This window comes from Paenibacillus sp. y28, assembly GCF_037137075.1.
Taxonomy (GTDB): domain Bacteria; phylum Bacillota; class Bacilli; order Paenibacillales; family NBRC-103111; genus JBBBNV01.
Genome location: NZ_JBBBNV010000016.1, coordinates 40,941 through 66,153 on the forward strand (window position 1 = coordinate 40,941; position 25,213 = coordinate 66,153).

Annotated in this window: 26 protein-coding genes and 1 pseudogene; 9 read left to right on the forward strand and 18 right to left on the reverse strand. The window is 52.4% G+C overall.

Features of this window, described 5'->3' with window-relative positions; translation table 11 throughout:
* Window positions 1-209: 209 nt before the first annotated feature.
* The 6 genes from WBG83_RS13915 to WBG83_RS13940 form a co-directional block, all read right to left on the reverse strand.
* Window positions 210-539 carry a LapA family protein gene (locus WBG83_RS13915; RefSeq protein WP_336745714.1) on the reverse strand — a complete coding sequence of 110 codons (330 nt, stop codon included), beginning with the start codon at window positions 537-539 and terminating at the stop codon, window positions 210-212.
* A 264-nt stretch (window positions 540-803) separates the two neighbouring features.
* On the reverse strand, window positions 804-1,559 hold the full coding sequence (locus tag WBG83_RS13920) for a Cof-type HAD-IIB family hydrolase (protein ID WP_336745715.1): 756 nt from the start codon (window positions 1,557-1,559) through the stop codon (window positions 804-806).
* Window positions 1,560-1,820: 261 nt separating this feature from the next.
* Window positions 1,821-3,611 carry an oligoendopeptidase F gene (gene pepF / locus WBG83_RS13925; RefSeq protein ID WP_336745716.1) on the reverse strand — a complete coding sequence of 597 codons (1,791 nt, stop codon included), beginning with the start codon at window positions 3,609-3,611 and terminating at the stop codon, window positions 1,821-1,823.
* 193 nt (window positions 3,612-3,804) lie between these two features.
* Window positions 3,805-3,984, reverse strand: coding sequence for a hypothetical protein (locus tag WBG83_RS13930; RefSeq protein ID WP_336745717.1), 180 nt, complete (start codon window positions 3,982-3,984; stop codon window positions 3,805-3,807).
* Window positions 3,985-4,512: 528 nt separating this feature from the next.
* On the reverse strand, window positions 4,513-5,190 hold the full coding sequence (locus WBG83_RS13935) for a TerC family protein (protein WP_336745718.1): 678 nt from the start codon (window positions 5,188-5,190) through the stop codon (window positions 4,513-4,515).
* A gap of 323 nt (window positions 5,191-5,513) precedes the next feature.
* The gene (locus WBG83_RS13940) at window positions 5,514-5,747 is read right to left on the reverse strand and encodes a hypothetical protein (RefSeq protein ID WP_336745719.1); all 234 of its coding nucleotides are present in this window, start codon (window positions 5,745-5,747) and stop codon (window positions 5,514-5,516) included.
* 327 nt (window positions 5,748-6,074) lie between these two features.
* Here WBG83_RS13940 and WBG83_RS13945 point away from each other — a divergent pair, with 327 nt between their 5' ends.
* Window positions 6,075-6,824: a methyltransferase domain-containing protein gene (locus tag WBG83_RS13945; protein ID WP_336745720.1), complete on the forward strand. Its 750-nt coding sequence runs from the start codon at window positions 6,075-6,077 to the stop codon at window positions 6,822-6,824.
* Window positions 6,825-6,927: 103 nt separating this feature from the next.
* Window positions 6,928-7,125, forward strand: a complete 198-nt coding sequence (locus tag WBG83_RS13950; RefSeq protein ID WP_336745721.1) for a cold shock domain-containing protein — start codon at window positions 6,928-6,930, stop codon at window positions 7,123-7,125.
* A 216-nt stretch (window positions 7,126-7,341) separates the two neighbouring features.
* Here WBG83_RS13950 and WBG83_RS13955 read toward each other — a convergent pair whose 3' ends face one another.
* Window positions 7,342-7,587, reverse strand: a complete 246-nt coding sequence (locus WBG83_RS13955) for a hypothetical protein (RefSeq protein ID WP_336745722.1) — start codon at window positions 7,585-7,587, stop codon at window positions 7,342-7,344.
* A 254-nt stretch (window positions 7,588-7,841) separates the two neighbouring features.
* Here WBG83_RS13955 and WBG83_RS13960 point away from each other — a divergent pair, with 254 nt between their 5' ends.
* The gene (locus WBG83_RS13960) at window positions 7,842-8,582 is read left to right on the forward strand and encodes a YebC/PmpR family DNA-binding transcriptional regulator (protein ID WP_336745723.1); all 741 of its coding nucleotides are present in this window, start codon (window positions 7,842-7,844) and stop codon (window positions 8,580-8,582) included.
* A 110-nt stretch (window positions 8,583-8,692) separates the two neighbouring features.
* Here the strand turns inward: WBG83_RS13960 and WBG83_RS13965 are convergent, their stop codons facing one another.
* The 5 genes from WBG83_RS13965 to WBG83_RS13985 all read right to left on the reverse strand — a co-directional run bounded on the left by WBG83_RS13965 (window position 8,693) and on the right by WBG83_RS13985 (window position 14,656).
* Window positions 8,693-9,799 (reverse strand): efflux RND transporter periplasmic adaptor subunit, encoded by a 1,107-nt coding sequence (locus tag WBG83_RS13965; RefSeq protein ID WP_336745724.1) that lies wholly within the window; start codon window positions 9,797-9,799, stop codon window positions 8,693-8,695.
* Window positions 9,800-9,811: 12 nt separating this feature from the next.
* Window positions 9,812-11,209: an ABC transporter permease gene (locus WBG83_RS13970; protein ID WP_336745725.1), complete on the reverse strand. Its 1,398-nt coding sequence runs from the start codon at window positions 11,207-11,209 to the stop codon at window positions 9,812-9,814.
* Window positions 11,206-11,910: an ABC transporter ATP-binding protein gene (locus tag WBG83_RS13975; protein ID WP_336745726.1), complete on the reverse strand. Its 705-nt coding sequence runs from the start codon at window positions 11,908-11,910 to the stop codon at window positions 11,206-11,208. Before WBG83_RS13975 ends, WBG83_RS13970 begins: the two co-directional genes overlap by 4 nt.
* Before the next feature lie 271 nt (window positions 11,911-12,181).
* Window positions 12,182-13,336 carry an MFS transporter gene (locus WBG83_RS13980; protein ID WP_336745727.1) on the reverse strand — a complete coding sequence of 385 codons (1,155 nt, stop codon included), beginning with the start codon at window positions 13,334-13,336 and terminating at the stop codon, window positions 12,182-12,184.
* Window positions 13,337-14,656 (reverse strand): multi antimicrobial extrusion protein MatE, encoded by a 1,320-nt coding sequence (locus WBG83_RS13985; RefSeq protein ID WP_336745728.1) that lies wholly within the window; start codon window positions 14,654-14,656, stop codon window positions 13,337-13,339.
* Window positions 14,657-14,867: 211 nt separating this feature from the next.
* Between WBG83_RS13985 and WBG83_RS13990 the strand changes: the two genes are divergently transcribed.
* The 3 genes from WBG83_RS13990 (at window position 14,868) to pfkA (ending at window position 17,350) form a co-directional block, all read left to right on the forward strand.
* The gene (locus tag WBG83_RS13990; protein WP_336745729.1) at window positions 14,868-15,182 is read left to right on the forward strand and encodes a hypothetical protein; all 315 of its coding nucleotides are present in this window, start codon (window positions 14,868-14,870) and stop codon (window positions 15,180-15,182) included.
* Window positions 15,183-15,320: 138 nt separating this feature from the next.
* Complete coding sequence (locus WBG83_RS13995) at window positions 15,321-16,349, forward strand: tetraprenyl-beta-curcumene synthase family protein (protein ID WP_336745777.1); 1,029 nt, start codon at window positions 15,321-15,323, stop codon at window positions 16,347-16,349.
* A gap of 35 nt (window positions 16,350-16,384) precedes the next feature.
* Window positions 16,385-17,350 (forward strand): 6-phosphofructokinase, encoded by a 966-nt coding sequence (pfkA, locus tag WBG83_RS14000; protein WP_336745730.1) that lies wholly within the window; start codon window positions 16,385-16,387, stop codon window positions 17,348-17,350.
* Window positions 17,351-17,471: 121 nt separating this feature from the next.
* On the opposite strand, the gene WBG83_RS14005 is transcribed toward pfkA, so the two are convergent.
* Window positions 17,472-17,915: a peroxiredoxin gene (locus WBG83_RS14005; protein ID WP_336745731.1), complete on the reverse strand. Its 444-nt coding sequence runs from the start codon at window positions 17,913-17,915 to the stop codon at window positions 17,472-17,474.
* A gap of 127 nt (window positions 17,916-18,042) precedes the next feature.
* Here WBG83_RS14005 and WBG83_RS14010 point away from each other — a divergent pair, with 127 nt between their 5' ends.
* Both WBG83_RS14010 and WBG83_RS14015 read left to right on the forward strand, forming a co-directional pair.
* Window positions 18,043-18,243 (forward strand): DUF3906 family protein, encoded by a 201-nt coding sequence (locus tag WBG83_RS14010; protein ID WP_336745732.1) that lies wholly within the window; start codon window positions 18,043-18,045, stop codon window positions 18,241-18,243.
* Window positions 18,244-18,468: 225 nt separating this feature from the next.
* Complete coding sequence (locus tag WBG83_RS14015; RefSeq protein WP_336745733.1) at window positions 18,469-20,625, forward strand: S-layer homology domain-containing protein; 2,157 nt, start codon at window positions 18,469-18,471, stop codon at window positions 20,623-20,625.
* Between the two features lie 219 nt (window positions 20,626-20,844).
* Here WBG83_RS14015 and WBG83_RS14020 read toward each other — a convergent pair whose 3' ends face one another.
* From WBG83_RS14020 to WBG83_RS14030, 3 genes are all read right to left on the reverse strand, one after another.
* Window positions 20,845-22,014 carry a putative glycoside hydrolase gene (locus WBG83_RS14020; RefSeq protein WP_336745734.1) on the reverse strand — a complete coding sequence of 390 codons (1,170 nt, stop codon included), beginning with the start codon at window positions 22,012-22,014 and terminating at the stop codon, window positions 20,845-20,847.
* A gap of 335 nt (window positions 22,015-22,349) precedes the next feature.
* A complete protein-coding gene (locus WBG83_RS14025) occupies window positions 22,350-22,544 on the reverse strand; it encodes a hypothetical protein (RefSeq protein ID WP_336745735.1) in 195 nt (64 codons plus the stop codon).
* 141 nt (window positions 22,545-22,685) lie between these two features.
* Complete coding sequence (locus WBG83_RS14030; protein WP_336745779.1) at window positions 22,686-23,477, reverse strand: YitT family protein; 792 nt, start codon at window positions 23,475-23,477, stop codon at window positions 22,686-22,688.
* 18 nt (window positions 23,478-23,495) lie between these two features.
* Between WBG83_RS14030 and WBG83_RS14035 the strand changes: the two genes are divergently transcribed.
* Complete coding sequence (locus tag WBG83_RS14035) at window positions 23,496-24,005, forward strand: hypothetical protein (RefSeq protein WP_336745782.1); 510 nt, start codon at window positions 23,496-23,498, stop codon at window positions 24,003-24,005.
* A 5-nt stretch (window positions 24,006-24,010) separates the two neighbouring features.
* On the opposite strand, the pseudogene WBG83_RS14040 reads toward WBG83_RS14035, so the two are convergent.
* Window positions 24,011-24,463, reverse strand: a pseudogene (locus WBG83_RS14040) (DUF4247 domain-containing protein); the annotation flags it as partial.
* A 55-nt stretch (window positions 24,464-24,518) separates the two neighbouring features.
* Window positions 24,519-25,058 carry a DUF4178 domain-containing protein gene (locus tag WBG83_RS14045; protein WP_336745736.1) on the reverse strand — a complete coding sequence of 180 codons (540 nt, stop codon included), beginning with the start codon at window positions 25,056-25,058 and terminating at the stop codon, window positions 24,519-24,521.
* Between the last annotated feature and the right edge of the window lie 155 nt (window positions 25,059-25,213).

The following is a 25,213-nucleotide window of genomic DNA, read 5'->3' on the forward strand; positions in this document are numbered from 1 at the left end:
TTCTCAATGTCAAACGGGAGGATGGATGCAGAACCGGCGAGGAGACAGAAGGCGCAGCGCTGAACATGAACCAGATCAAATAGAACCGCGTGAACAGAACGTCGTCCCAATTACTGATGCAGCCTAGCAATTGGGGCGTTCTTATCGGGCGGTTCTTAAGGTTTTATTTCATTTGCGGCGGTATTAGATCATGTACAGCCCTCTCGCTACTACTCCTCGACAGGCTCGGAAGGCTCGGCGGAAGGCTTGGCTGTTTCGGGCAGCGCGGGGCTTTGAGGCTCCTTCTGAAGCTGCGACTGAGCATCCAACTGCTTCTCGAGTGCGCGGATGCGGCGCTGCAGCTTATACTCGCGTACCAGGCTGAAGCAGCCGATAATCAAACCGCCGAGCAGCACGGAGCCGAGAATGACCAGAATCAACGGAATGCTGGCTTCTCCAAACATGTAGTTCACCTGTACCGGGGCCACGTTGATGACCGCGAACACAGCTGTCAGCAAAGCAAAAAGCAGAGCGATTAGGACAGTCCACTGCATTTTCATTGTTCATCTCCCTTAACAACGTTAACAACGCATTCAACCAGACAACAAGCGATCCGTGGGCGCTTCGTCTCCTGTTTATTTCTTCTCCCGAAACGCCTGCAGCTTGATTGGGTGCTCTCGATTTATTTCCGGCTTTCTGCGGTCTTCCTTTTCGATTTCTCTCGGGTTTTCTTTTCCGTCTCTTTGTCCAGTAGGCAGCACTGGTTTGAAAACCAAGTGTACGGCTGCAGCCGGGGAGGTCTTTCCCGCTTCAGCCAGGTCCGGCTAAAGTGAGCCGTCGAGCAGCCTTTCGATGAGCTTTGCTACGCCAAATTGATCATAAGGCGCGGTGACCCAGTCTGCCTCATGCTTCAGCTCCTCGGGCGCATTGCCCATAGCGACACCGAGTCCGGCCCAGCGCAGCAGCGCTTTATCATTCAGTCCGTCGCCTACAGCGGCAACCTCCTCGGCGCGAATGCCGTACAGGCTGCAAACATGCTGCAGGCCCGAGGCCTTGCTTACACCCGGAGGGTTGACATCGATTTTGTGCTCGCCGGACATGCTGATTTCATAAGAACCCGTCTCCCGAAGCGCCTTCAGCAGCTCCGCCTGCTTGTTCTCATCGCTTTCCCGGTACAGCATCATCAGCCAATTCAGCTGAAGAGCCTCCTGTTCTTCGGGAAATTCCTCCGGACGCCGGAATACTCCCTCCGCTGCATAGCCCTGCGTCACGATGCCGAGCCGAGCGCCGATTTGCCGAAACTGCTGAACATCCTGCCAGCTCATCTTCTCCCTGTGAATAAGCTTGTCGTCCGCTCCCCAAATTTCGCAGCCGTTGGTCGTCACGACCGGCATCGGAAGCTGAAGCGCTGCCCTGTAGTCCCGAACCTTATCGATATGCCGTCCGCTGGCAAGTACGACCTCTATGCCGGCCCGACGGGCTCGTTGTATCGCTTCGGCGTTCTCGCGGGGAACGCGGTGTTCATCGTCCAGCAATGTTCCGTCCATATCAAGCGCGAGCAGTTTCCATGATTTCGTCATGCTGCAATCGTTCCTTTCTCGTGAAGCCTGACCTTATTCTACCATAGGTTTGCAAAACCTGCAGGAGTGCTTTCGGCATTCCGGCCGCACCAGAGAGCACATACCAATGAGCAATGGACAATGGACAACGACCAATAACCAACAACCAATGAGCAATTGACCCGAGGGGTTGACCAGGGCCCTGTGACGGATAAGACAAAAAACAGCCAAGACCGGCAGAGGCACGCCCCTGCAGTCTTGGCTGTGGTTTACGGTAACTAATTATTTTGCAAGCTGCTCCATTTGCTCAATCAGCTCTTTAAAGACGCTCATCGCTTGGCTGACGGGCTCCGGTGTGGACATATCCACTCCGGCCCGCTTCAGGATATTGATCGAGAAGTCGCTGCCGCCGCTCTTGAGGAAGCCGAGGTAACGGTCCACCGCCGGCTGCCCCTCCTCCAAAATTTTCTTGGCGAAGCTTGTTGCCGCCGAGAAGCCGGTCGCATATTTGTAGACATAGAAGCTGGTATAGAAGTGGGGGATACGTGCCCATTCCATCTCAATGTCTTTATCCACAACCATGTCCTTGCCGTAGTATTTTACGTTCAGATCGTAGTAGATTTGGCTGAGCAGCGCTGGAGTAAGCGATTCGCCTTGTTCGGCCTTCTCATGGATGATTTTCTCGAATTCGGCGAACATCGTTTGTCGGAACACCGTCGTGCGGAACTGGTCGGCATAATAGGTGAGCAGGTACATCTTCGCCTTTGGATCAGTGGTCCGCTCCAGCAAATAATTCATCAGCAGCGCCTCATTCAACGTAGAGGCTACTTCGGCGAGGAAAATGGTGTACTGCGCGTAACGGTATTCCTGATTCGTGTCGGACAGGTAAGAATGCATCGCATGGCCCATCTCATGAGTGAGGGTGAACATGCTGTTCAGATTGTCCTTATGGTTCAGCAGCACATACGGATGTGTGCCGTATGCGCCCCAGCTGTAAGCGCCGCTGCGTTTGCCTTCATTCTCGTAGACGTCAATCCAGCTGTTGTCGAAGCCTTGAGACAGCACCTTCAGATAGTCCTCGCCAAGCGGCTTCAAGCTTTCCAGCACTGTTTTTTTGGCTTCTTCATACGGAATCTCCATCTTGAACTCTTCCACAAGCGGAGCGAACAAATCGTACATGTGCAGCTCGTCAACCTTCAGCAGCTTTTTGCGCAGCTTGACATAGCGGTGCATGAGCGGCAGGTTATCCTCGATTGTGCCGATCAGGCTGGTATACACACTGGTCGGGATATTGTCGCCGAACAGCGACATTTCCAGCACGGATGGATATTTCCGCGCTTTGGCGTAAAACATGTTCTTGCTCACATTGGCCGAAAGTGTGGCGGCAATTGTATTTTTTTGCTTGGCGTAGGTTGCATAAACGGCTTCGAACGCGTTTTTGCGTACCTCGCGGTCTTTACTTTCCAGGAACTGAATGTAACGGCCGTGAGTCAGCTCGATCTCCTCGCCGTTTTCGTTTTTAACCTTAGGGAACTTCATGTCTGCATTATTAATCATGCCGAAAATCGTATTCGGTGCTTGAGACATCGAACCGACCTGCGCCAGCAGCGCTTCCTCGGCCTTGGACAAAATATGCGCCTTCTCGCGCTTCATTTCCTCCAGGGTATGCTTGTAAAAAGCGAGCTCCGGGCTGGCAATAAGCTGATCGATCTGCTCATCGCTCAAGCTCAAAATTTCCGGCGTGATATAGGACATCGCCTCGCCGACTTCAACGCTCAGCTTTTTGGATTTGTCGGACAAAGCCTGATAGGTCTGGTCGGCCATGTCTTCATGATGCCGCATGTTGGCATACACGTACAGCCGTTCCGTATGTAAGGAAATATCGTCGTCGAGCTTGAAGCATTCTTTAAGCGCGGCGGGATCGCTAAGCTTGCCTTCGAAGGCTGCGATGGAGGCCAGCTTTTGTTTAACTTCCTTATACTCCTTGTCCCATGCGTCTTGGCTCGGGAACAAATCCTCCAGCTTCCATTTATGCTCGGCTGGCACCTCGGAACGTTTCTGGACCTGATTCATGGAATCCCTCCTGGCTTTTTGAACTGGTTTCTCCGCGCTGCCTGCTGCCAGCGGTGCGGCACATAAAAAGGCAGACAGCGCAACGGTTAATCCGAGTGGAATAAGGCGGCTTGGCATGAAGCTCGGCACCTCCCAAAGCATGTGTCGTCCTGAAGACGCATCGCTTTAGTATAGCCGCTTCTGCCAAATTTCATCATCCCGCCTGGAAAAAGCTGTACACAATCAAAAAGAACGCACAGCTGACCATAAAAATGGCCACAAGAGCAAGAGGCCGGCGCAGCGCCGCTGGAATGGTGTTTCGCGTCATAATCAGGATCGCTCCGTAAGCAAACGCGACAACGGAAAAAAGTGCAATTGAACCGACATCGACCATATGTCACCTCTTGACTGAAAAATAGCCTTGTACGTCCCCGGTTGCAAGCCGGATTAAGGTTAGAATGTACCCGGATTGCGGGCTGGCCTAACTAATGGCGCATAACGTAATCATACCACAATCTCCCAACCCGATGCTATGGCAGGACGGCAGGGTGCTGCATATGCTTTATCATATGAGCCGATGGTCTTCGCCATGCGATCGAACGCGGCTTGGATGAGGACACGGCAGCCTGATCGACGGTTATCTCCTTGATTAGGATGAATAAGGACTCTGTCTGTGACGGGAGCCAAGATCACTTCAGGGTGCTGCATGTGGTTATTCAACAAAAAGACCAGCCTGCGCTTGCAGGCTGGCCTATCTGACAAGTCAAAGAAACGAATCTGACTGGAATGCCGCTTTTTAGCAGCTTCTTTCGTCTTTCGTGCCGCAGGGAACTGCCTCGCCCGGCATCACGCCTGTCCGCATGACAGCCTGTATGAGGCAGATCCGGGAGGCTCAAGGTGGCTATCAGGCTCGATGCGAAGCTTAAGCCTCCGCGTCGGCCAGACTTGCCGCCTTCTGCTTGCGTCTGCCCAGCAGCAGTACACCGGCCAAAACCACGGCGACGAACAGCCATTTCAAGGCAGGAGCGGCAAACCAGGTATGCAGCATCGGCTCGTCGGTAATCATTTTAGCTGCCGTAAAGGCCAGCACCCCGGCCCCGGCAAATACGATAATCGGGAAGCGTGTCATCCAGCCCAGGATAAGCGTGCTGCCCCAAACCATAATTGGAACACTGACCAACAGCCCGATAATAACGAGCGAGAAGCTGCCGTGAGCCGCAGCTCCTACCGCCAGCACATTGTCAATTCCCATCGCGGCATCGGCAATAATAATGGTACGAATTGCAGCCCATAAGTTGTCTTTGGCGGTAATATCATGCTTCTTGTCCTCAGCCAGCAGCTTGTAGGCAATCCAGACCAGCAGCAGGCCGCCGAACAAACGCAGCCCCGGAACCTGAAGCAGCCAGACGACAGCGAGTGTCGCGACAGCCCGGATTACAATGGCGCCGACGGTTCCCCAGAGAATAACCTTTTTTTGCTGTTCCTTGGGCACATTCCGTGCAGCCATCCCGATAACGATTGCATTGTCGCCTGCCAGCACCAAATCAATAAGAATAATACCCAGCAGCGCAACTAGCCACTCCATGCTAAACAATTCCAATTCGCCCACACTCCTTTAACTGGTTCTAAAAAAATAACGACCCTCACTTGGCCGCGTGAAGGTCGCATCTGCTCAGGACAGGGGAGCAAACAAAAAGACCTTCACCGGGCATTTGCCGGCAAAGGTCTTGCTTACAACAACATCGTTGTTGCCAATAACGCCGGGGATGTTCAATCCCGTAATGACGACGCTATTGTAGTAGCTACTCCCCTTTGGAGTTCGGACGTATTCATTTACAGCTAGTATAGCCGCAGGACAAGCCTGCTGTCAAGCCGCATCCGACATTCATTTGCCCTGCTATAGCTTATGCGCCGGGTCTTGTATTATACTTCCCGGAACCGTGCCAAAATTTGCTGCCGCTCTTCCTCGGTGCCTTTGAAGCGCTCTTCCGAGAAGTGGTGCTCAGCCCAATGCATCAGCTCCGGACGGCTTTTGAACTCAAAATTGTCCTCGCCCCACTGATCTGAAATTTCACGGACAATGATCGTCGAGCCGTGTACCTCGGCAAACAGCATGTTCCATTTGTCTTGTTTGTATATTTCAACTTTTTTAATCATTTGCGTTCCGCTTCCCCTTTACATCCGACAAGATTACAACCATATGTCAGGATCATAACGCAGCCACCGTGGAAAAGCAATTGATTTGGTTGAATTCCGTACGTTTCGGCCTGTTCTTGCTTGCCCCCTCCGCCATCTCATGCTATAATTTCCACCAACCGCTGCCCGTTTCTGGCAGCCGGAGAGAACCAGGGGGAGCCTGCTTCGCCTTGAGGGAAGTTTGGAATGGAAAAAGTTTGAAATGAGAAGAGCCTGAGATGAGATGGTTGAGACGAGCTTTCAGAAGAAAGTTTGGCTGAACTGAGATGAGATGAGGAGAGCTGAGACATGAATTCACAGGACAAGTATGAGCAAATTGGCGTAGCCATGACGTGCCGGTCGTTCGAGGAATACACCCGCATGTTTGATCTGGATGATCGGCTGCTTGGCAGCGGACCGATTCTGGATGTGGCGGGAGGGGCGTCTTCCTTTACAGCGGAAGCACGCGGACGCGGGTTTGAGGCATTTGCTGCCGATCCGCAGTATGCCTTATCTGCTGACGATATGGAAGAGCAGGGACGGCGGGAGATTGACGTATCGACAGCCAAGCTGGCGGCATTACAGCACAAATTTGACTGGACCTACTACGGATCTATTGAACGCCATCGCGGCGACCGGGAGCAGTCATTGACTCGATTTATGGCGGACTACCGGGCCGACCGTAACGGCCGAAGCCATGGGGAATCGGTTAACCCGGCTGGCGGCAGGACGGATATTTATACGGCAGGCCTGCTTCCGCAATTGCCTTACGCCGATCATACCTTTTCTCTCGTATTGTGCAGCCATTTTTTATTTTTATATCAGGCGCAGTTCAGCCATGAATTTCATTTGGAAGCGGTGCGTGAGCTTCTGCGCGTTTGCCGACCCGGCGGAGAGGTGCGGATTTATCCGCTGTTGTCCCTGAAGTGGGAAGGCTATCCGAGGATGAACGAGCTGCTTGCCGGCGTGGAAAGCATGGCGGGACGGATGGAAATGCTCCCCTCGAAGCTTCCTTTTATTCCCGGATCGACTACATTGCTGCGGCTCATGAAATCGTGAGATCAGCTGCTTTTTATACAACACCAAGCTTGCATTTTACTGCAAAAAAAGGTACAATTAAGCCATTCGCCATATAGGGCGGTATTTTTAGGAGGTTGTTTACTTGAAAGGTACAGTTAAATGGTTTAACGCAGAAAAAGGCTATGGCTTCATTCAAGTTGATGGCGGCGAAGATGTATTCGTACACTTCTCGGCAATCCAAGGTGATGGCTTCAAAACGCTCGAGGAAGGTCAAGCAGTTGAGTTCGACATTACTCAAGGCAACCGTGGACCTCAAGCAGCGAACGTGATCAAGCTGTAATTCGCTGATACGTGATAAAAGGCAGTCCGGACAATCGTCCGGACTGCCTTTATTGATCCCGCAGAATGGGGGGGGATTTAACCCTCTTCATTCTGCGGCCGCTTGGCGGGCCGTGTTCAGACCTTAACAAGCAAGTGTTAGCCTTGAGAGGGAACGGCTTCACCGCCGGGCGATGTCTTTACCGGACGAAAGTGCTGCTGTGCTGGATAGACATCCTTACTGTTCTTCTTGTTCCACCAGTTGAGCAGAATCTTCGGGCAGCCGGTGATGCGGGTAAACATGCCCTCCCCCATGATAACCGTGGTGGTACGGGTAATACCCGTGTCCATAAGGGAGCACGCTGCCAAGCAGCAGCAGATCGAGTGGAAGGTAGGGCGAATACGGATACGTGTAGTACGGATAATAGCCATACGGATTATAAGGATTGTACGGATAATAGGGCTGATAAACCGGGCGGTTCATTGCAGGTCACTCCTTTTCGATTGGACCCGGATAAGCTGCTGTCCCGTTTAGGTTCAGTTGAAAGCTACTTATCCGGCTTGATAAACGGGCGCCGTCCTTGATGCGGGCGGGCCGTTTTTTATAGTCCCTATAAGCTATGCGGATGCCTACCGGATTGGTGAATCCCGGATAAAATCCCTGTGAAAGCTTTTGACCTTGGAGCCGGACAAGTGGTAAACTTAAGGATGCAATCTTTACAATAGGGAGCGTCGGTTATGAAGTTCAAATTGTTCAAAGAACGTAAAGGCAAGGCAGACCAAGCCAAAAATAACCAATTCGTTAAATTGGGCCGCGAAATTTATATGGCTGTGCGCAAGGGCGGAGCTAATCCGGATGCGAATACAACCTTGAAAACGGCGATTGCCAATGCGCGTGCCATCCAAATGCCGAACGATAACATCGAACGTGCGATTAAGAAAGCGCTCGGCGCAGGTGAAGGGGAAAACTACGAAGAGATTTTTTATGAAGGCTATGGCCCTGGCGGTGTCGCCATTATGGTCAAATGCCTGACAGATAACCGCAACCGCACAGCGGCTGACGTAAGGTCCATTTTCAACAAGCGGGGCGGCAACATGGGGGAGAGCGGATGCGTTGCCTACATGTTCAATGAAAAGGGTGTCCTTGTCATTGACCGGGAGCAGTTCGAGACGGATGAGGATACCATCATGATGCAGGCGCTGGAAGCCGGTGCAGAGGATGTAATTGTCAGCGAGGAGAGCTATGAGGTTCTGACACACCCGCATGAATTCGATGCGGTGAAGGGCGCCTTGGAGCAGGAGGGCTATGCCTTCTCAAGCGCGGGCATCCGCTGGATTCCGCAGAACAGCGTCAACGTTGAAGGGGAGAATGCCGAGAAGCTCCTCAAGATGATGGACTCGTTTGACGACAATGACGATGTCCAGGATGTTTATGCCAATTTCGAAATCACAGATGAAGAAATGGCGAAAATCGGTTAAACCAGCAGCCTATACGACAAAAAGCGACAGCACCGGAAGGAACGGCCCCAATCGGGCCGATCCAGGCGGTGCTGTCGCTTTTTTACAACTCCCTGCCGGGGTGAAAATTATTATTGCAGAACGACGGTTTCGCCTTCCGTCAGCCCGCTGAGCACTTCGGTTTTATCTGCTGTCTCAAGACCGATTGTAATGGTGCGGCGCTCGGCTCCTCCGTCCGGCGTTTCGACAAATACATAATATTCATCCTTATCCCGCATCACCGTCAAGGTCGGCACGACGATAGCTCCGGCCTTGCTTTCGATTTGAATCGTACCCGTCAAGTCCATCCCGGCAATAAACTGCTCGCTGTTTTCCAGCGAAATGATGACCTCGAACTGGGCCGCTCCGGTGGCAGTGCCGCTGGCGGAGCCTTTGGCGAACCGGGACACACTCAGCACCTGCCCGCTCAGCTTGCTTCCCTTCAAGGAGTCCGAACGAATCGCTACGGGCATTCCCGGCGTAATCCGGAATACCTCGTATTCCCCGACACTGGTCACAAGCTGCAGCTGAGACATGTCCACAATTTTACCGACCGTTTGATATTCGCTAAGCGAAGGGGGATTTTTCTTATCGGCCTCCAGGGTGGACAAGTAGATACCGCTAATTTCGGCGGTCACTTTGGCCTGCCCGATCTTTTCCTTTTTGTCCTGGAGCTGAGTTTTGGCGGCTTCCATTGTCAGACGGTCCAGCTCATCCTGCAGCTTGGCCTGCTCGCTGCTTGTATACCGCTTGAAGGCATCGGCCTGCGAGGTGACCGTTTCAGAGGCCGTTTTGTCTTCCTGCGCCTGTTGGCTTTTTTTGATTTTCATTTCGAGCTCCTGCCGGCGAATGGCCAGCTCCTGCTGCGTAATCTCGTTTTGCAGCGCCTTGGTGTCCATCTCAAACAGGATATCGCCTTTGTTGACCTGAGTGCCTTCCTTGGCATTCCAGGAGAGCACGCTGGCCGAATAAGGGGCCTGAACAACCGTTTCCTGCACATAGGCGGATTTGCCCTTCACATCAATACTGCTGCCGATATCCTCCCGGGTCACAGGGAATTTAAGGGTTTGCGCCATAGCAGACATGCCTGACGGCCCTGGCGGTATTACGGCTCTGCCGTTTTGGATGTACAGTACGGCGGAAATTCCAATGACAACGATGGCAATAGTGAGAAACAGCACAACTTTCTTTATTCGCATGAGGCCGACTCCTTATTCTCTCTTGATTGCTGTCAGGGCGTCCGTTCGCGACGCTTTGACGGCCGGGTATATGCCCGAAATAATGCCGGTAAGCAGCGCGAAGAACAAGCCGACAGGCAATATCCACAGGCTAATAAACAGCAGCTGCTCGTCCATTCCGCCGCTGAAGTGGTTCACGACAATGTTAATGGCCCAGATGACCCAGTAGGAGAGTACAATTCCGCATAATCCGCCAAGCAGGCCAAGCAGCGCAGACTCAACGATGAACATATTGCGGATTTGGCCCAGACTGGAGCCCAGCACCTTCATAATGCCGATTTGCCGGCGCCTCTGATAGGTTGACATTGTCATGGCAACGACAATGGAGATGGAGGCCACGAACAGGACGAACAAGCCCACCCCGCCGAATACGAGCCGGATAATGACGAATTGATCCTTCATCTGTTCTTCCATGTACAGGTTGGTGTTCACATCAAGAGGCAGCTTCCGGAGCAGCTCTTCCAGCTCTTTGACATTTGCGGACGAATCTGCTTTAACGGTGAGCTGTTGAATCCCCTTCGGAGTGGAGGAGGCTTCATTCCCGTTAAGGCCGGAACGGAAATCATTGATTTTGCGGGCCAGCGCTGGCGAGATATAACCGATTTTGTTGTGCATGAGCATCCGGTCATCCATCCCCTCCGGCTTCTTCAGCACCCCGACGACCCGGACCGGAATTTCCAGCTTTCTGCCCGCAGCTTCTCCTTGGGGCCCTCCACCGCCAAAATCACTGAGGATCAGCTGCTTCTGGTACAAAGGATATACAATTGTTTGCTGTCTGATATATTCGTCACGGACTTCCCGGGAGTTCAGCGTTTCCTGCTGCTGCTGCTGCATGGCACGCATACGTTCGGTCCGCTCGTCATAGAGTCCCATCGTAGCGCCGTAATTGAGAATAATAACATTTTCCTCATCCCGGGCGGCGCCTTGGGCGAACTCGTTGCCAAACGCTTCCAGCGTATTCAGCTCGGTTGCAGTTAAATTGACATGGCTTCGCTTCGTATCATCTACACGGAATTCCATCATGCCAAGCTGCTCTTGAGAAGCGACGGTCTTGACATGCGGCAGGCCGCGAATAATGTCGATGAGCTGGTCCGAAATTCCTTGCTGCTGGCTGCCGGAAGCAGATCCCGGGCTTCCCGAAGGGTCCATGCCGCCGGCGCCTCCGGTCTGCCGTTTCATGACGGTAATCTCATCGGTCTTCATGTATTGCATCATCTGCTGCTTGCTATAGTAGGTGACCGATTCCCCGAAGGCCAGCGCCACAATAATGGAGGAGGACCCGATGGCAATTCCCATCGCGCATAGCGCCGTGACTACCTTGCGCCGCCGGAGCTGATCCCAGCCAAGCCGGACATAATCTCTCAGCTTCATGAAGCATCACCTTCCGCTCTGCCGCCAGTGAGGGTGTCATCAACCAGACGCCCGTCCCGAAGGTGGATGATACGTTTGGTGCGCATGGCGACCTCGTGCTCGTGAGTAACGATAATAAAGGTGGTGCGCATCGACTCGTTCAGATCAATCAGCAGGTCGATAATTTCTTTTTCGGTCTTGGTATCCAGATTCCCTGTGGGTTCATCGGCGAAAATCAGGGCAGGCTCGGTGACCAGAGAGCGGGCAATACTGACACGCTGCTGCTGTCCTCCGGAGAGCTGCGAGGGAAATAAATCGGCTTTCTCGGGGATACCTACCTTGGCAAGCAGAGCCTGGGCCCGCTTCCTTCGTTCCTTGGGAGAGATGCCCTGAAACACGAGCGGAAGCTCGATGTTCTCACAGACTGTCAAATGAGAGATAAGCTCATAGGACTGAAAAATAAAACCGATGCTTTTGCGGCGGAACAGCGCCAGCGCGTTCTCGGACATACGCTGGATCGGTTGTCCGGCAATAATGATTTCCCCTTCCGTGGGCTTCATTAAACCGGCCATCAGGTTAAGCAGCGTCGACTTGCCAGATCCGGAGCTGCCGAGCAGGGCGACCATTTCACCTTGGGCGACATGAAAGTCGATTCCCTGCAGCACCGGAGTCTGTTCACTGCCATTCATAAACGAATGGGACAATTGCGTAATACGCAGCACGGCAAGCGTTCCTTTCTGTCATATTTGGACTGAATTCCAGAATACCTGACATTTCTTAATTTTCCATGTTGTGAATTATGAAGAAAATCTTAAGTCATCGGGTCAAAGGGGATTGGCAGGAGATGAAATGGCTGCATCATGTCAGGCGAGCGGCTTCGTTAGCTCAGGGGATAGGATAGAATCGCTCAGGATTAGGATAGAATCGCCCAAATTAGGGGGGAGGGAGGAAAGGGATGCTTTTAGCGTAGTTGCCATAGAGCACCCCGGCATATTAATGTCCGTTGCGGAAATGGAAGAGCAGAAAGCCCAGACTGGCGAGGAAAGAGAGGATGGCCGCCCACCAGTATACGGCTTCAGGGCCAAGGGAATCAAAAATCCAGCCTCCGGTTGTCCCGGCGGTAATGCCGGCGCAGCCCGACCATACGACGGTGAACATGGCCTGACCGGAGGAACGGTATTCGTCGGGTATCAGCTGCTGCAAAAAACGCAGTGCCGTCACGAAATAAATACCGAAGGAGAGGCTGTGCATCCCCTGGATTGCCACGATTAGCAAGGGATCTGTTGTAATGGCCATCAACACGAAGCGGATAAAATACATCAGGGAAGCGATAACGAGCAGCGGCAGCTCCCGGAAGTGATGGCCATAACGGGCAAGCAGAAAGAACATCGGAATTTCACTGATAGCGGACATGGTCCATGTCCATCCGACAATCGTTTCCGGGGCGCCCAGTTTGAGCAGGAATAAGGACAAATAGCTGTCGTTAATCCGGTGGGCCACCGAGATAATAAACACCAGCAGGAAAAAAGCCAGCAGCCGGCGGGAACGCAATATGTCCAGCAGTCCGTTAAACTGAACCTTTCCTTTGCCGCCCGGGCGGTCGGACACGATAAAGGACAAGAGCAGCGAAATGAAAATCGTGCCTAGCGCCATATACAGTGTCCAATCCTGGCCGATGCGCTGCAGCAGCATTCCGAATCCTACGGCCGCAACCGCGAAGCCGAGCGATCCCCAGATGCGGAAGGAAGCGTAGCTTTTGCCGGTCTGGCTTGCGGCCAGAAGGGCCAGGCTGTCGCCGAGCGCGCTCATTGGCGTTTGAAAGAAGAAGAAGCACGTAATGGTAATAAACAAGGCCGCGAACAAGTCCAGATTCAGCATTATGGTAACCATGATTAGCTGGCCGGCGAGCAGGACGTGCATCAGCCTTTTGATCGTCTGGAACTTGTCGCTAAGCAGCCCCCACAGGATATTCGAGAATATTCCGATCAGCGGGCCGACGGAATACAGAATTCCGATTTGGATTTTGGAATAGCCCCGCGCATCGAAGTAAAGCGGGAAATAGGCGGTCACCAGCGCCCCCGTCATAAAAAATGCAAACGTGAAGCATCGCAGCAGCAGCGCCGAACGATAAGGATTCAACCCCGACATCTACAAGCCTCCCGCGACGCGGCCGCGAAGCTTGCCGACCTGATACATTCCGAACAAAACGACACCAAGCTCAGCAGCGACCCCGAGCGATTGCGCGAGCGCCCCGATAACCGCATTCCACTGCGGGGCAATAGCAACGAATACGATGAGGGAGAGGACTGTAATCGTCACGTTGGCGGCCTGGGACCAAGCCATAATTTTCGTCTGTCCGTTCAGCATGACCTGCCCGTTCATGTAATCGAGCCACGGGAAAATGAGGGTTGTCAGCATGAACATCCGGATAGCCTTTATCGACTCGTCAAGCAGTTGATCGCTGACCCCGATGACATGCTTCAGGAACAACGGCCCCAGCTCGGTGTAGCCGACTGCCGCCAGGAGCGCCGTCGGCAGCAAGGAGCACAGCAGCATGAACCGGCGCACCTGTCCGGGGTCCTTCCGGTAAAAATTCAGTACAATCTGATGAATGTAGGAAAAAAAGCTCTGCATCAGCTGCGTCATGTTGGCCGCAATGGCAAAGGATGCGATGGCCAGCTGCATGTTGCCTGTTTTGCCGAGCATGGCGTTAATCGTTGGCGCAATAATAATGGCGATGACACCGGAATACAACAACGGGCGATAAAATCGGAAAACATCGCGCCGGGTTTGTACCGAATGATCCTCCAGCCGTTCGGGCAGCCGATTGGCCAGCTTGCGCCCTTCCAGAAAGGCCACGAGTGCTTCGACAATCATCCCGACTGCAAAAATAAACGCTCCGACCCAGCCTCCGCTTACAGAGTTCGTTTGAATAAATAGTTGCGAAACTGCATACATCGCAAGCAATCTGATGACCATTCCGATCGTCAGCCATTTGGTGCGCATATTGACGATAATAATGCCGTGAAACAGGCAGCGTATACCGGAGAAAATGCTGACAACCATCAGAATCCGGTACACATTGAGAACAGAGGGCAGCAGCTCTTCATCCACATTCAGCAGGCCCGTAAAGAGCCAATGCCCAACGGGGGTGTAGGATAAAAGCAAGCCCAGAACGATAATCGTTCCGAGCACAATGGTTGCCACGCTGTTCATGGCCCGGTATGAACGTTTATCCCGGACAAGCGCCGAGCAGGTTTGCCGCAGAAGCACTGCCGGACGTTCCGTGATGGACAGAACGCTCATGGCGATGGCATAGCTTGAAATAATGAGCTCCGGGTTTGCGGAACGGGCCAGGGTGCTGTTAATAATCGAGTGGGACATCGTAACCAAGCTTGCAGAAATACCTAATGGAATAAAAAATTTAAAAATGTCGGTTAGCCGAACGGAGGCTGAGCGCGTGTTCATCTTTGAAGTTCTCCCTTAGGCGAATGGCAGTTGTCATCCGTCTTTCATTGATATCAACCATTTTTATGAGAGATAGTATACCACGTACTGAAGCTTCATGGGGGATATTTATTCCGATTACCCCTGCCGATTTTTTCTGGCCTGCAATCCGGCTTTACCTGTAAGCGACAGACGTGGTACAGTAAAAGAAGCGAATCATGAGGTGATCGAAATGAACTACACGTTTCAATATAATGAACGACTCGGCATCCGGCTGCCGGTGCTGCATCAGGAGTGGGAGCTTATTCCGCTGGATCAGCAGAGCAGGCTTTTGCATGAATGGGAAGTCGTCCGGGGCGCGATACCGGACCGGATTAAGGCCATTGAAATGGTTATTGTCCAGAAGCAAAATCAGCTTAATGTGGAAGACAACTTCGCCGTATCCTGCCGGCTGAATTATGAAATTTCGGAAATGGCCAGCGTAATTACGGATTTGCACTTGTGGTACCGGGTCGATCAGGATATTGCGGAGAAGAGTCACCAGTAGCCTTAACCGTGCGCCGCGCTTAAGAATGTACTATAATGGTAATAACGAAGCGTATAGGCCGTTTTACAGGAGGAGCTTTGGTTGACCACAGCAAACAAAAGGGATGGCGGCCGCGCGCCGCGCAGCGCGGTCCAATTGATGTACCGGCTGTACAAGTCTGTGCTTCCCGAGGTGGCTCGGCAGCTGGATGACATTCGTACGCATGCAGAGCGTATGCCTGATCCGGAATTAAGGACGCAGGCGATAGCCAGCATGACATCCAAACGGTTTCATTGTCAGGGCGGCTCAGTATATGCGGCGGCCCATATGCCGATGAGCGGGGTGTTAGTGCCGCTTATTGTCGCGTTTCAAACGATAAGCGATTATTTGGATAACCTGTGTGACAGGAGCACCTCGCTTGATCCGGAGGATTTTCGCCTGCTGCATCAGTCGATGCTGGATGCCGTTAATCCGCACGCCGGGCCGACGAACTACTATGCGAAGCGGCAGGAGCAGGAGGATGGCGGTTACTTGGCCGGACTGGTCCGGACGTGCCAGACATGCTTGCTGCAGCTGCCTTCCTATGCGGCGGTGCAGGACCACGTGCGGGAGTTGGTCGGATTGTATTGTGATTTGCAGGTGTACAAGCACATCCGCCACGATCTCCGCGAAGGAGAGCTGTTCCGGTGGTGGGGGCTTCATCAGGCTCAATACCCGGACCTTCGCTGGAACGAGTTTGCCGCAGCAACGGGGTCGACGCTGGGAGTGTTTTATTTGTTTTTGGCTGCATCCCGTCCTGGACTGAACGAAGCGGAGGCCGTACGAATAAAGCGCGCTTATTTCCCGTACGTGTGCGGCCTGCATATTTTGCTCGACTATCTGATTGATATGGAAGAGGACCGGATCGGCGGCGATTTGAATTTCTGCAGCTATTACAGCGGGGAGCAGGAGACGGCCGAACGGATTATCGGCATTGTCCGCAAAGCCCGCCGGGAGGCGGAAGCCCTGGAGGATTCTCCCTTTCACCGTATGATTATTGAAGGGCTGCTTGCGGTCTATTTGTCCGATCCGAAGGTGAAGCCGCAGCGCGGCGTGCAGGCGATATCCCAGGCACTGATGCGAGGCAGTCCGATGACACGGATTTTTTTCTGGTTGAACACGATGCTCGTTCGGTCCAGAAAGTTATAATACATACATTAATTACTTGCCAGGGAGGAAACAACATGTCATTAAAGTCAATTGCAGTTCTAACGAGCGGCGGGGATTCCCAGGGGATGAATGCGGCTGTACGTTCTGTTGTACGGAGCGCCTTGTTTCACGGGCTGGAAGTGTATGCGGTGCAGCGCGGCTATTACGGCTTGATTCATGATGATATCCGTCAAATGGATTTGCGGAGTGTGGGCGATATTATTCAGCGCGGCGGCACCATTTTGCAGACAGCCCGCTGTAAGGAGTTTATGACGCCTGAGGGCCAGCAGCTTGCTGCAGATCATTTGCGCAAGCGCGGTATCGACGGGCTCGTTGTAATCGGCGGCGACGGTTCATATCAGGGCGCGAACAAGCTCAGCAAGCTCGGCATTAAAACGATGGGCCTGCCTGGAACGATTGACAATGACATTCCTTACACGGACTTCACGATCGGGTTTGATACGGCGGTAAGTATTGTAGGAGATGCGATTAACAAGCTCCGCGATACGATGTCTTCCCATGAGCGGGCTTCGGTCGTTGAGGTGATGGGACGTCACTGTGGCGATATCGCGCTTTATGCCGGCCTTGCCAGCGGCGCGGAAACAATTCTGGTCCCCGAAGTTCCGTATGATCTGGACGAGATTGCCAGCCGGATGAAAGAAAACTTCGATGCGGGCAAACGCCACTCCATCATCCTCGTTGCTGAAGGCGTCGGCAGCGGGCACGAAATCGCCAACGAAATTACGAAGCGCAACGGCATTGAGCCGCGTGTAACCGTACTGGGCCATGTGCAGCGGGGCGGCGCGCCGACGCACAATGACCGGAATCTGGCCAGCCAGCTGGGCGATTTTGCGGTGCGCAAGCTGATTGAAGGAGAATCCGGCAAAGCGTGCGGCATTGTCAAGGGCGAGCTCGTTACGACGGATATTGATAAAGTCGTCAACAGCAAGAAGCCGTTCAACATGGAAATGTATAATTTGGCGCTCCGGCTGTCGCAATAACAGCGTTATTTCCGGTGCCTATACAGAGGAAGAGCCGCCCATGAGGCGGCTCTGGATGTTTAACAGAGATGCAAGAAAGAATATCCTGGCGTGGCTGTCAAATCATTCGGTGTAAACTTGCCTAGGCTGGTGTAGTCTGGAACGCGGCGAGTATGTCGGAGGTAGACGGGTTTCCCTTTTGCGCAAACACGATCGTCCCGTCTTTTTCAATGGCATAGACAAGACGCTGCTGCCCGAACAGGCCGAAAATTTTGCCAACGTCATACAGCTGGCGGATGCGGCCGTCCGTATCGGAAATAAGCGGGAAATCATACCCGTGCTTATCGGCAAAAGCCTGATGATCCTCCAGCGACCCGGGATTGACGCCATATACCTCTGCGCCGGCACTTTCGTACTGCTTGCGTGAATCACGCGCGGCGCATAGCTGCTTGGTGCATACCGGGGTATTGTCCTTCGGGTAAAAAATAAGCACGATTCGCTTCTTGCCGAGCGATTCCTGGAGATGGACGGTGCCAAGTGTGCTTGGAGCGCTGAATGCCGGCGCTTTGCTTCCTTTAGTCAACATCGATGTTTCTGCCTCCCGTTATGGATTTTTCGCAGGTCAAAGCAAGGCTCTTATACAGTGTTCTTATCCAGTATTGTAGCTTAAAATCTGGTCCCCGGTAAAACCGGTGCCTTGGAGGGAAAAAATAATGTATTTGTACAAAATCGAAATTGAACTGGTTGAAGCGGATACCGCACATCTTATTGTACTGGCGGAAACGGATGAAAAAGCGTTTGGCTATGTGGAGGAAAATCTGGCCCGCCATTTTGTTGCTGTTCCGGCAACCAAGAGTATCGCGATTATTCAAAAGAAGCGAATTGAGGCCGGAGCGGGCTATATTATTGAATAGTGGAGCCGCTGAATCATCGTGTTGATGTGTCAATGTGAATTATTTAACATTTCTAAGATGAGCATAAGTATTAACAGAGTAAACCTATCTGTTCTATAATGGAATCTGCTGTTGATAATTGCTGCTATTTGCCAGTTTGTGATGATGAAGGGAAAATATTTGTTCCTTTCCATGTCGGCGCAGCTGTAATCAGACGGTCAATACATAGAACAGGGTGGGAAGAACATGCTCAAAAGATGGATGGCTTTGCTAATGGCGTTCTGTATGCTGCTTGCGGCCGCATTCCCGGCAGCAGCGGCGGAGGAAACGCCGGTGTTCGCTGACTTGAACAATCATTGGGCGAAAGCGGACTTAGAGCTTTTAGCGAAAAAAGGGATACTGAACGGAGTTCAGGACAATGGGCAGCTGGCAGCTTTGCCGGATAAGCCTATTTCCCGGGCGGAATACGTCAAGCTTATTGTCAACGCACTTGGCTGGACGCAGAGTGCAACGCATACAGATGTGTTCTCGGACGTGTCTGCCGGCCATTGGGCTGCACCATATGTGAGTGCTGCCGTGGCGCACGGTCTCACGGACGGATACCAGGATGGCACGTTTAAGCCGGACAATCTGGTTACCCGTGCGGAGATGGCGGTGCTGCTGGTACGCGCTTTTGAACTCAAGCAGGGCGAAGCGAGCGCGGTTGCATTCACGGATGTGGATGAGTCCCACTGGGCTTATGCGGCCATTCAGACTGCCGCTTCGCACGGCATTATTGACGGGCTGGAGCTGAACGGAAAGCGGGTATTCCAACCGGGAGATACGGCAACCCGGGCTCAAGCAATGACGGTGATTGCCCGTCAGTTGAAGCAGCTTCCTGATACAGAGGCGGAGAAGCCAGAAGAAAAGCCGGGCATAGATACGCCGGCTGTTGAGCCGGGCGCGCAGGCGGGAGCTTCCACAGGAAGCAGCAGCGGCAGTAAACGGGACAAGAAAACCATTAACGTCAGCCTGAACGGCGAGTCGATTAAGGATCAGCTCAATGGCGGCAATGACTTGATTCACACGGACCCGCTGAATAACGTTGTTGAGCTGGTTGGCCTTGATATTACCGGCTTCCGCGGTACGGCATCGAATATTCAGGTGGCTTTCGAGAATTCATCGGATGTGTTCAGCGACGCCGGGCTGAGCGTTCCGGGCTTGACGGGTCCGGTTGTCGAGTTTACTACAAACGGCTATACCTTCTCCCAAGCGACCCTGTCCTTCGATGTTTCCGGCGTTGCGGGCCAAGACAACCTTGCGGCAGCGTATTACAATGAGACGGCAAACAAATTCGAGTTCCTGCCGACAACGTATGATGCAGCTGCACAGAAGCTGAGCTTTGTCACCACGCATAACAGTAAATACGTCCTGATTGACAAAACGGCGTGGGAGCAAGCATGGCGCAGCGCGATCAGTGTAACGGACGAGACGTACAAGCCGTTTATTGATTTTGCATTTGTCATTGACAGCTCGGGCAGTATGACCTGGACGGACCCGCTTGATTTGCGAAAAAGAGCGGTGACGGACTTGGTTTACGGCTTGAAATATGACGCTCAAAGCCCGCTGGTTTCCGAAACCGTGACGGTTGCCCTGGCTACCTACAGCTATGGGCCGAATTATACCGGCGAGTACACGACCGTAACGAATTCGGTATACTCGGCATCTGACCGGGCGTCAATAATTGATTTTGATGATGTTGCCGTCACAGGCGCAACCTTCTCAGCACATTCGCAAACAGTAGCCGAAGCGGTTTACAACATTAACAGCAGCGGCGGAACGAACATCTTCGGCGGACTTCGCCAGGCTGTACACGAATTCAAGCAGAACGGCAATCCGGATAACCGCTGGGTGATTGTGCTGCTGTCGGACGGCCAGAATACGTACGGAAATGACTTCGAGGCTGTAAGAGAAGCCTATGCCCAAGGGATTGTTATTTTCACCATGGGCTTAAGTGAAGAAGCGGATGAAAGCCTGCTGCGAAATATCGCAATTCAAGGCGGAGGCCAATATTTCTTTATTCAGACTGCAGAGCAACTGGAAGCGAATTTCCAGACCATTGTTGGAACCAGCCAAGATAAAACAAAGGACGAGGACAACGATGGACTGCCGGATTATTATGAAGCGACAGGCATGCTGCTTGAGAACGGCATGATTATTCGGACCAGCATTGATCCGGTTACCGGCGCAGATACCGATGGAGATGGCTTTACCGACGGGGAAGAGATGGGGCAGCCGGTGGAAATCGTCATCACGGCCGATATGGTTCCGGATGGCAGCACGCTGGTTGGTGAAACAGTACTCGTATTCAAAAACTACAAAAGCTCTCCAACCAATGCAAGTTCAACACCATTAAATCCGTAATCATTCATTTATTTTTGTAAAAAGCGCACAACAAAAGGGCCTATCTCCTGCACGGTTTTCACCGTAAAGGAGATAGGCCTTTCATTTGAAGGCGTTTTGAAGGCGGGTTAAAAAACAGAGGCTTATATAGTACAGCCGGGGGGGGGGGACTGCGGAATGTAATACCGTACCCTCCCCCGGTACAATGGCCCATTTCCTTACGGACTAACGCCGTCAGCCTTATTGCTCGACAATTTTGTAGTCTACATCCCCGGTATAATTGTTCCCGGCGTTCCACAGCAGAAACTCCTCAACTCCGGTTTCCTTTAAGCCGCGAAGCTGCTCTTCGATCTCGTGCTTGCCGTAGCGGATATAACCGGGTATCCAGGAGGCGGTGAAATCCTGCAGCCATGGCCGGATAACGGGCTTTGCGTCTCCAAGCGGGTCAAGCTTCTTGTGAGTGTCGAGCATCGAGCCGTGAATCGTAGCAAAAGGAGCCGCGTCCGGGACTTTGGAGCCGAACCAGCCGGTCGTGTAATGGCTCGGGTACACCATAGGACAAATAACATCGACGAAGCTGGAAATTTTCTCGAAATCTTGGCCGATGCCTTCTGCGGCGGGTACCGAGGCGGCATAGCCGAAAATATCGACTGATATACGCACGCCGAGCGGGCTGAGCTGTTCATGCGCGTAGCGCACGAATTCTGCAACCGCATCCACACGGGAACGGTCGTCCTTCGTATAATTCAGCACATCGGCCCGTTTCTCGAAGCCTTCCGGAAACCGGACATAGTCGAATTGAATTTCTTTAAAGCCCGCCTTGGCCGCTTCCTTGGCGACGTTGATATTGTAGTCCCAAACCTCCTTCATGTAGGGATTGACAAAACTATCCGGCGGATTTTTGCTGTTGCCCCACAGGGAGCCATCGGGATTCAAATAAGACAATTCCGGTCTTTTTTTCGCCAGCACGGTATCCTTGAAGACAACAACACGCGCGATCGGATATACATCGTGCTCCTTCATACGCTCCATCAGCTTGGGCAAATCCTTAATAATCGGCTGTGTGGTTCCCATCGCCTCAAGCTCCGGATTATTCGTGTTGTAGGTGATGTACCCCCAGTCGTCTTTTATGTCAACGACAATGCTGTTCAGCTCCGTTTCATCCATCAGCTTCAGCAGCGTTTCCATTCGCGCCCCCCCGGCGCTATGGGCTGTAGCATACACCCCTTTAACTTTCGGAGAATCCTTCTGCGGGTCTTTTTTGACGAAGGTTCCGGTGCTTTGGGTTCCTTCGACAATCGGATGGGTCGATTCCTCAGCGGCTTGAACGAGCTGTTCCATCGTTAAATCCGGTTGTGAAGCTGTTAAATTTCCCCACACAAGCAATAGCGATGCCAGTAATACTTCCATTGCATATCTCCCCCAATACGTACAAGCCTTGTCTGTCCGTGATGAACCTTGTCGGTTCCTGATAGCTCTCCTTATTATAAAGCAAGGGCTTTAATTCAGCCCATAGGAATTTTGGCGGAAATTCCGTACATTTCCCGTCTTGGATTTAAAAAGAGTCCGGCATGGGTTTGACGGACTTATTTCAAATGTATATTCCTGTACGTCAGGGTCTCATTCATAACAGCTTCTCACCTGCTGTCATTTGACCGAAAGTGAGTGAAGCTGAATGGGAGGCGCAAATCCAATCGTCAACTACAGCCGATGAAAAGCAGCTATATAAAAAAAAAAGACGCCTGCTATTGCAGCAGGGCGTCCTTGTGATGCTCAGAAATGCTGTATTGGATAATTTCGAGAACGTCCTCTCTATCCAGGGCGTCCAAGCCGTATCGGAGCACAATGTCCGAATCAAGTTCGGAAGTACTTAAGCAAGGAACAACTTCCGGGGTCAATTTCATAACAATCCTGGATAATTTCACTGTTTCCATGTACATCACCCTTCCTGATAGAATGGCCTGACGACGGGAAAACAAAGAAAACGTATATGCTTCATTCTCAGATGTATAAACCAGAACGTAATGAAATTACTACTCTAGTATAGCATACTCACGAGAAGAATAACATCATAATTGATGTCAAATCCGCCTGAATTCACCAAGCACTTCAATCGTCTGGACTATGTTAACGAAGGCCCTGGGATCCGTTTCCCGTATAATATGGCGCAGCTGGGCCAGCTCGTAGCGGGTCGTGACCGTCATCAGCATTTCATTATGGCACTCCGTATAAGCTCCCGAGGTTTGAATGACAGTTACGCCTCGCGGCAGCTGCAGGAGCTGCTGAAGCAGCTTCGTTTTCTCTTGCGTGACGATAAAGGCGGTCATTTTCAGATGGCGGACGTGAACGGTATCCATGACGCGGACAGTCACATAGATGGAAAGCATGGAATACAACGCCAGGTCCCAGTTGTTTAGGGAGCCAAGCGCCAGAATCACAATTCCGTTCATAGCCAGTATGGCCGTTCCCAGAGGAAAATCCCGCTTGCGGGTCAGGATGGAGCCTATAATATCAAACCCGCCTGTCGAACCGCCGCTGCGTAAGGAAAGCCCTGATCCGAGTCCGACGAGCACCCCTCCGAACACAGAGCCGAGAATCGGCTCCTGCACCACGATTTCCTTGGGAAGCAGCTGCATAAACCAGGTTGCGGCGGCAACAGACAGGATGCTCAGAGTAACAAAGCTTCGTCCGACAGCAAAGAAGCCCCACGCCAAAATCGGCACATTAATAATCAGGTAGAGCCAGCCGATATTCCAGCCTGTAAAATAACCCGCAATCATCGCCACACCGGATACGCCTCCGCTGAGCAATTGATGCGGAATAAGGAACAGGTTAAACCCTGCTGAAACCAGCAGGGCTCCTGTAACGATCATTAGGCATTGTGCCGTATAATGCTTCACCGCGTTTCTCCTCCGGAAGGAATTTCGGGCGGCGTCATTTATCTCCTCTTCGAGGAGAAGCTTCCCGTTCGCGAGCTGGTGCTCGGGGAGCTGCTCGATTTGCTGGAGGAGGACGATTTAACCGATGACGTGGAACCATCGTTTTTGCGCGTCGATGACGACGAGGACTTGCTGCTGCTGGAGCTGCTCTTGGACGATGAGGCTGAAGTGGAGCTGCTGCTCCTGGAAGCTGAGCTGGTTCCGCTTGTGCTGAAGCTCCCTGTCCTTGATGACGTGTCCGGGGCGCTCCCTGTCTCCGCAGCCTTACTGCTCTTAGAGCTTGTGCCGGAGGAGGAGGAGCCTGAACTCGTTCCGGTCGTTCCAGTTGTTCCCGCCGAGCTTGATGTTGTCCCGGGCTTCGTGCTGAAGCTTCCGCTGCGGTCTGTTGTGGCCGGCTTGGAAACATCGCTTCCGCTGCTTTTGCCGCTGGATGATGATGACGTCGTTCCCGTTCCTGTATAGGATTTGGAATATCCGCGGTAATCATTCGGTTTTTTTTGCTTGAACCAGTCGCTGCTGAACACCTGATTCAATATCGTTGCGGTTAAATAGCCTTCCAGGAAGGAGGAGTCGTAATGCTCCTTGGCGTATTCAATGGTATCTACCTGGGCCAGCGTATTCTCTGCATTCTCCGGATCCTGCTGCAAATTGATCATGCGGTTGGTGTAAACAAGGAACATATTCTCCAGGTCTTCCTTGCTTATTTCCTCCGGCTCTTCCTGCTCGGCCAGCTCCTTGGCGGCTGCGGGCACGTTCTTGCCCTCAATTAGATACACCTTGGAATTGTTTTTGCCGACGCCATCCACATTGACAAGGGGATAATCCTCTTTTAAATAATTCGCAGCATTTCCGCAAGCGGTGAGCAGTGTAAATATAAGCAGCAAGCCAATCCACTTCGACCAGCGGAACAAAGCCGTCACCTCCAGATGATACTGCTTACGCAGCAGGTTATTTTAAAAGTAATGATGGCTTGTATCAAGGGGTTTTGACAGCCTTCATAAATTTCACTTCGGCCGGAGAGACGCGCTCCCCGGTGGCGGCGACAAATTTGCCGTCCTGCCATTGGAGGAAGAAGCGGGAATTCTCATCCCCGATGTACCGCCAGAACAGCACTTCGTCATTGCTGCGGAAATCGGTACGGCCTTCAACCCTTGTCGTGTCTTTGCGGTGATGCTCGAGCTCGAAGGCCTGATCCTCGTCCAGCACGAGCCGGGTAGGCACATCATTCGGGTCATCGAGCGCACCCTCCAGGAACTGGCTGTAGAAGCAGTCGTAATTGCGCCCGACTTCCACGAACAGGCAGGAGATGTTTTTACCGTTTTGCAAATAATAAGCATAGCGGTGCGGAGCGTAACCCCGGTCAAAATAAATGACTTTGCCTGAAATCACGTGTTCCTCCAAGTCAACCTCGACGATGTCGCCGACGGAAGCATCCTCGAAAGGACGGCCCGGCTTGGTTTCGGGGACTTCTTTATTGCTGCGCAAAATGGCGCCGATTCGTTTGAAGATAGACATGATGCGATCGCTCCTTTTCATAGCGTTGCTGGAGAGGCCAGGTGCAGCTCACCGGCTAATTCTTATTATGTTATACGCGCTAAGGGGGCGGCAAGTTTCGACGAATTTTAAAGAGACCGTCTTGGAGGAAAAAGTATACATGCTGCGTAAGGGGG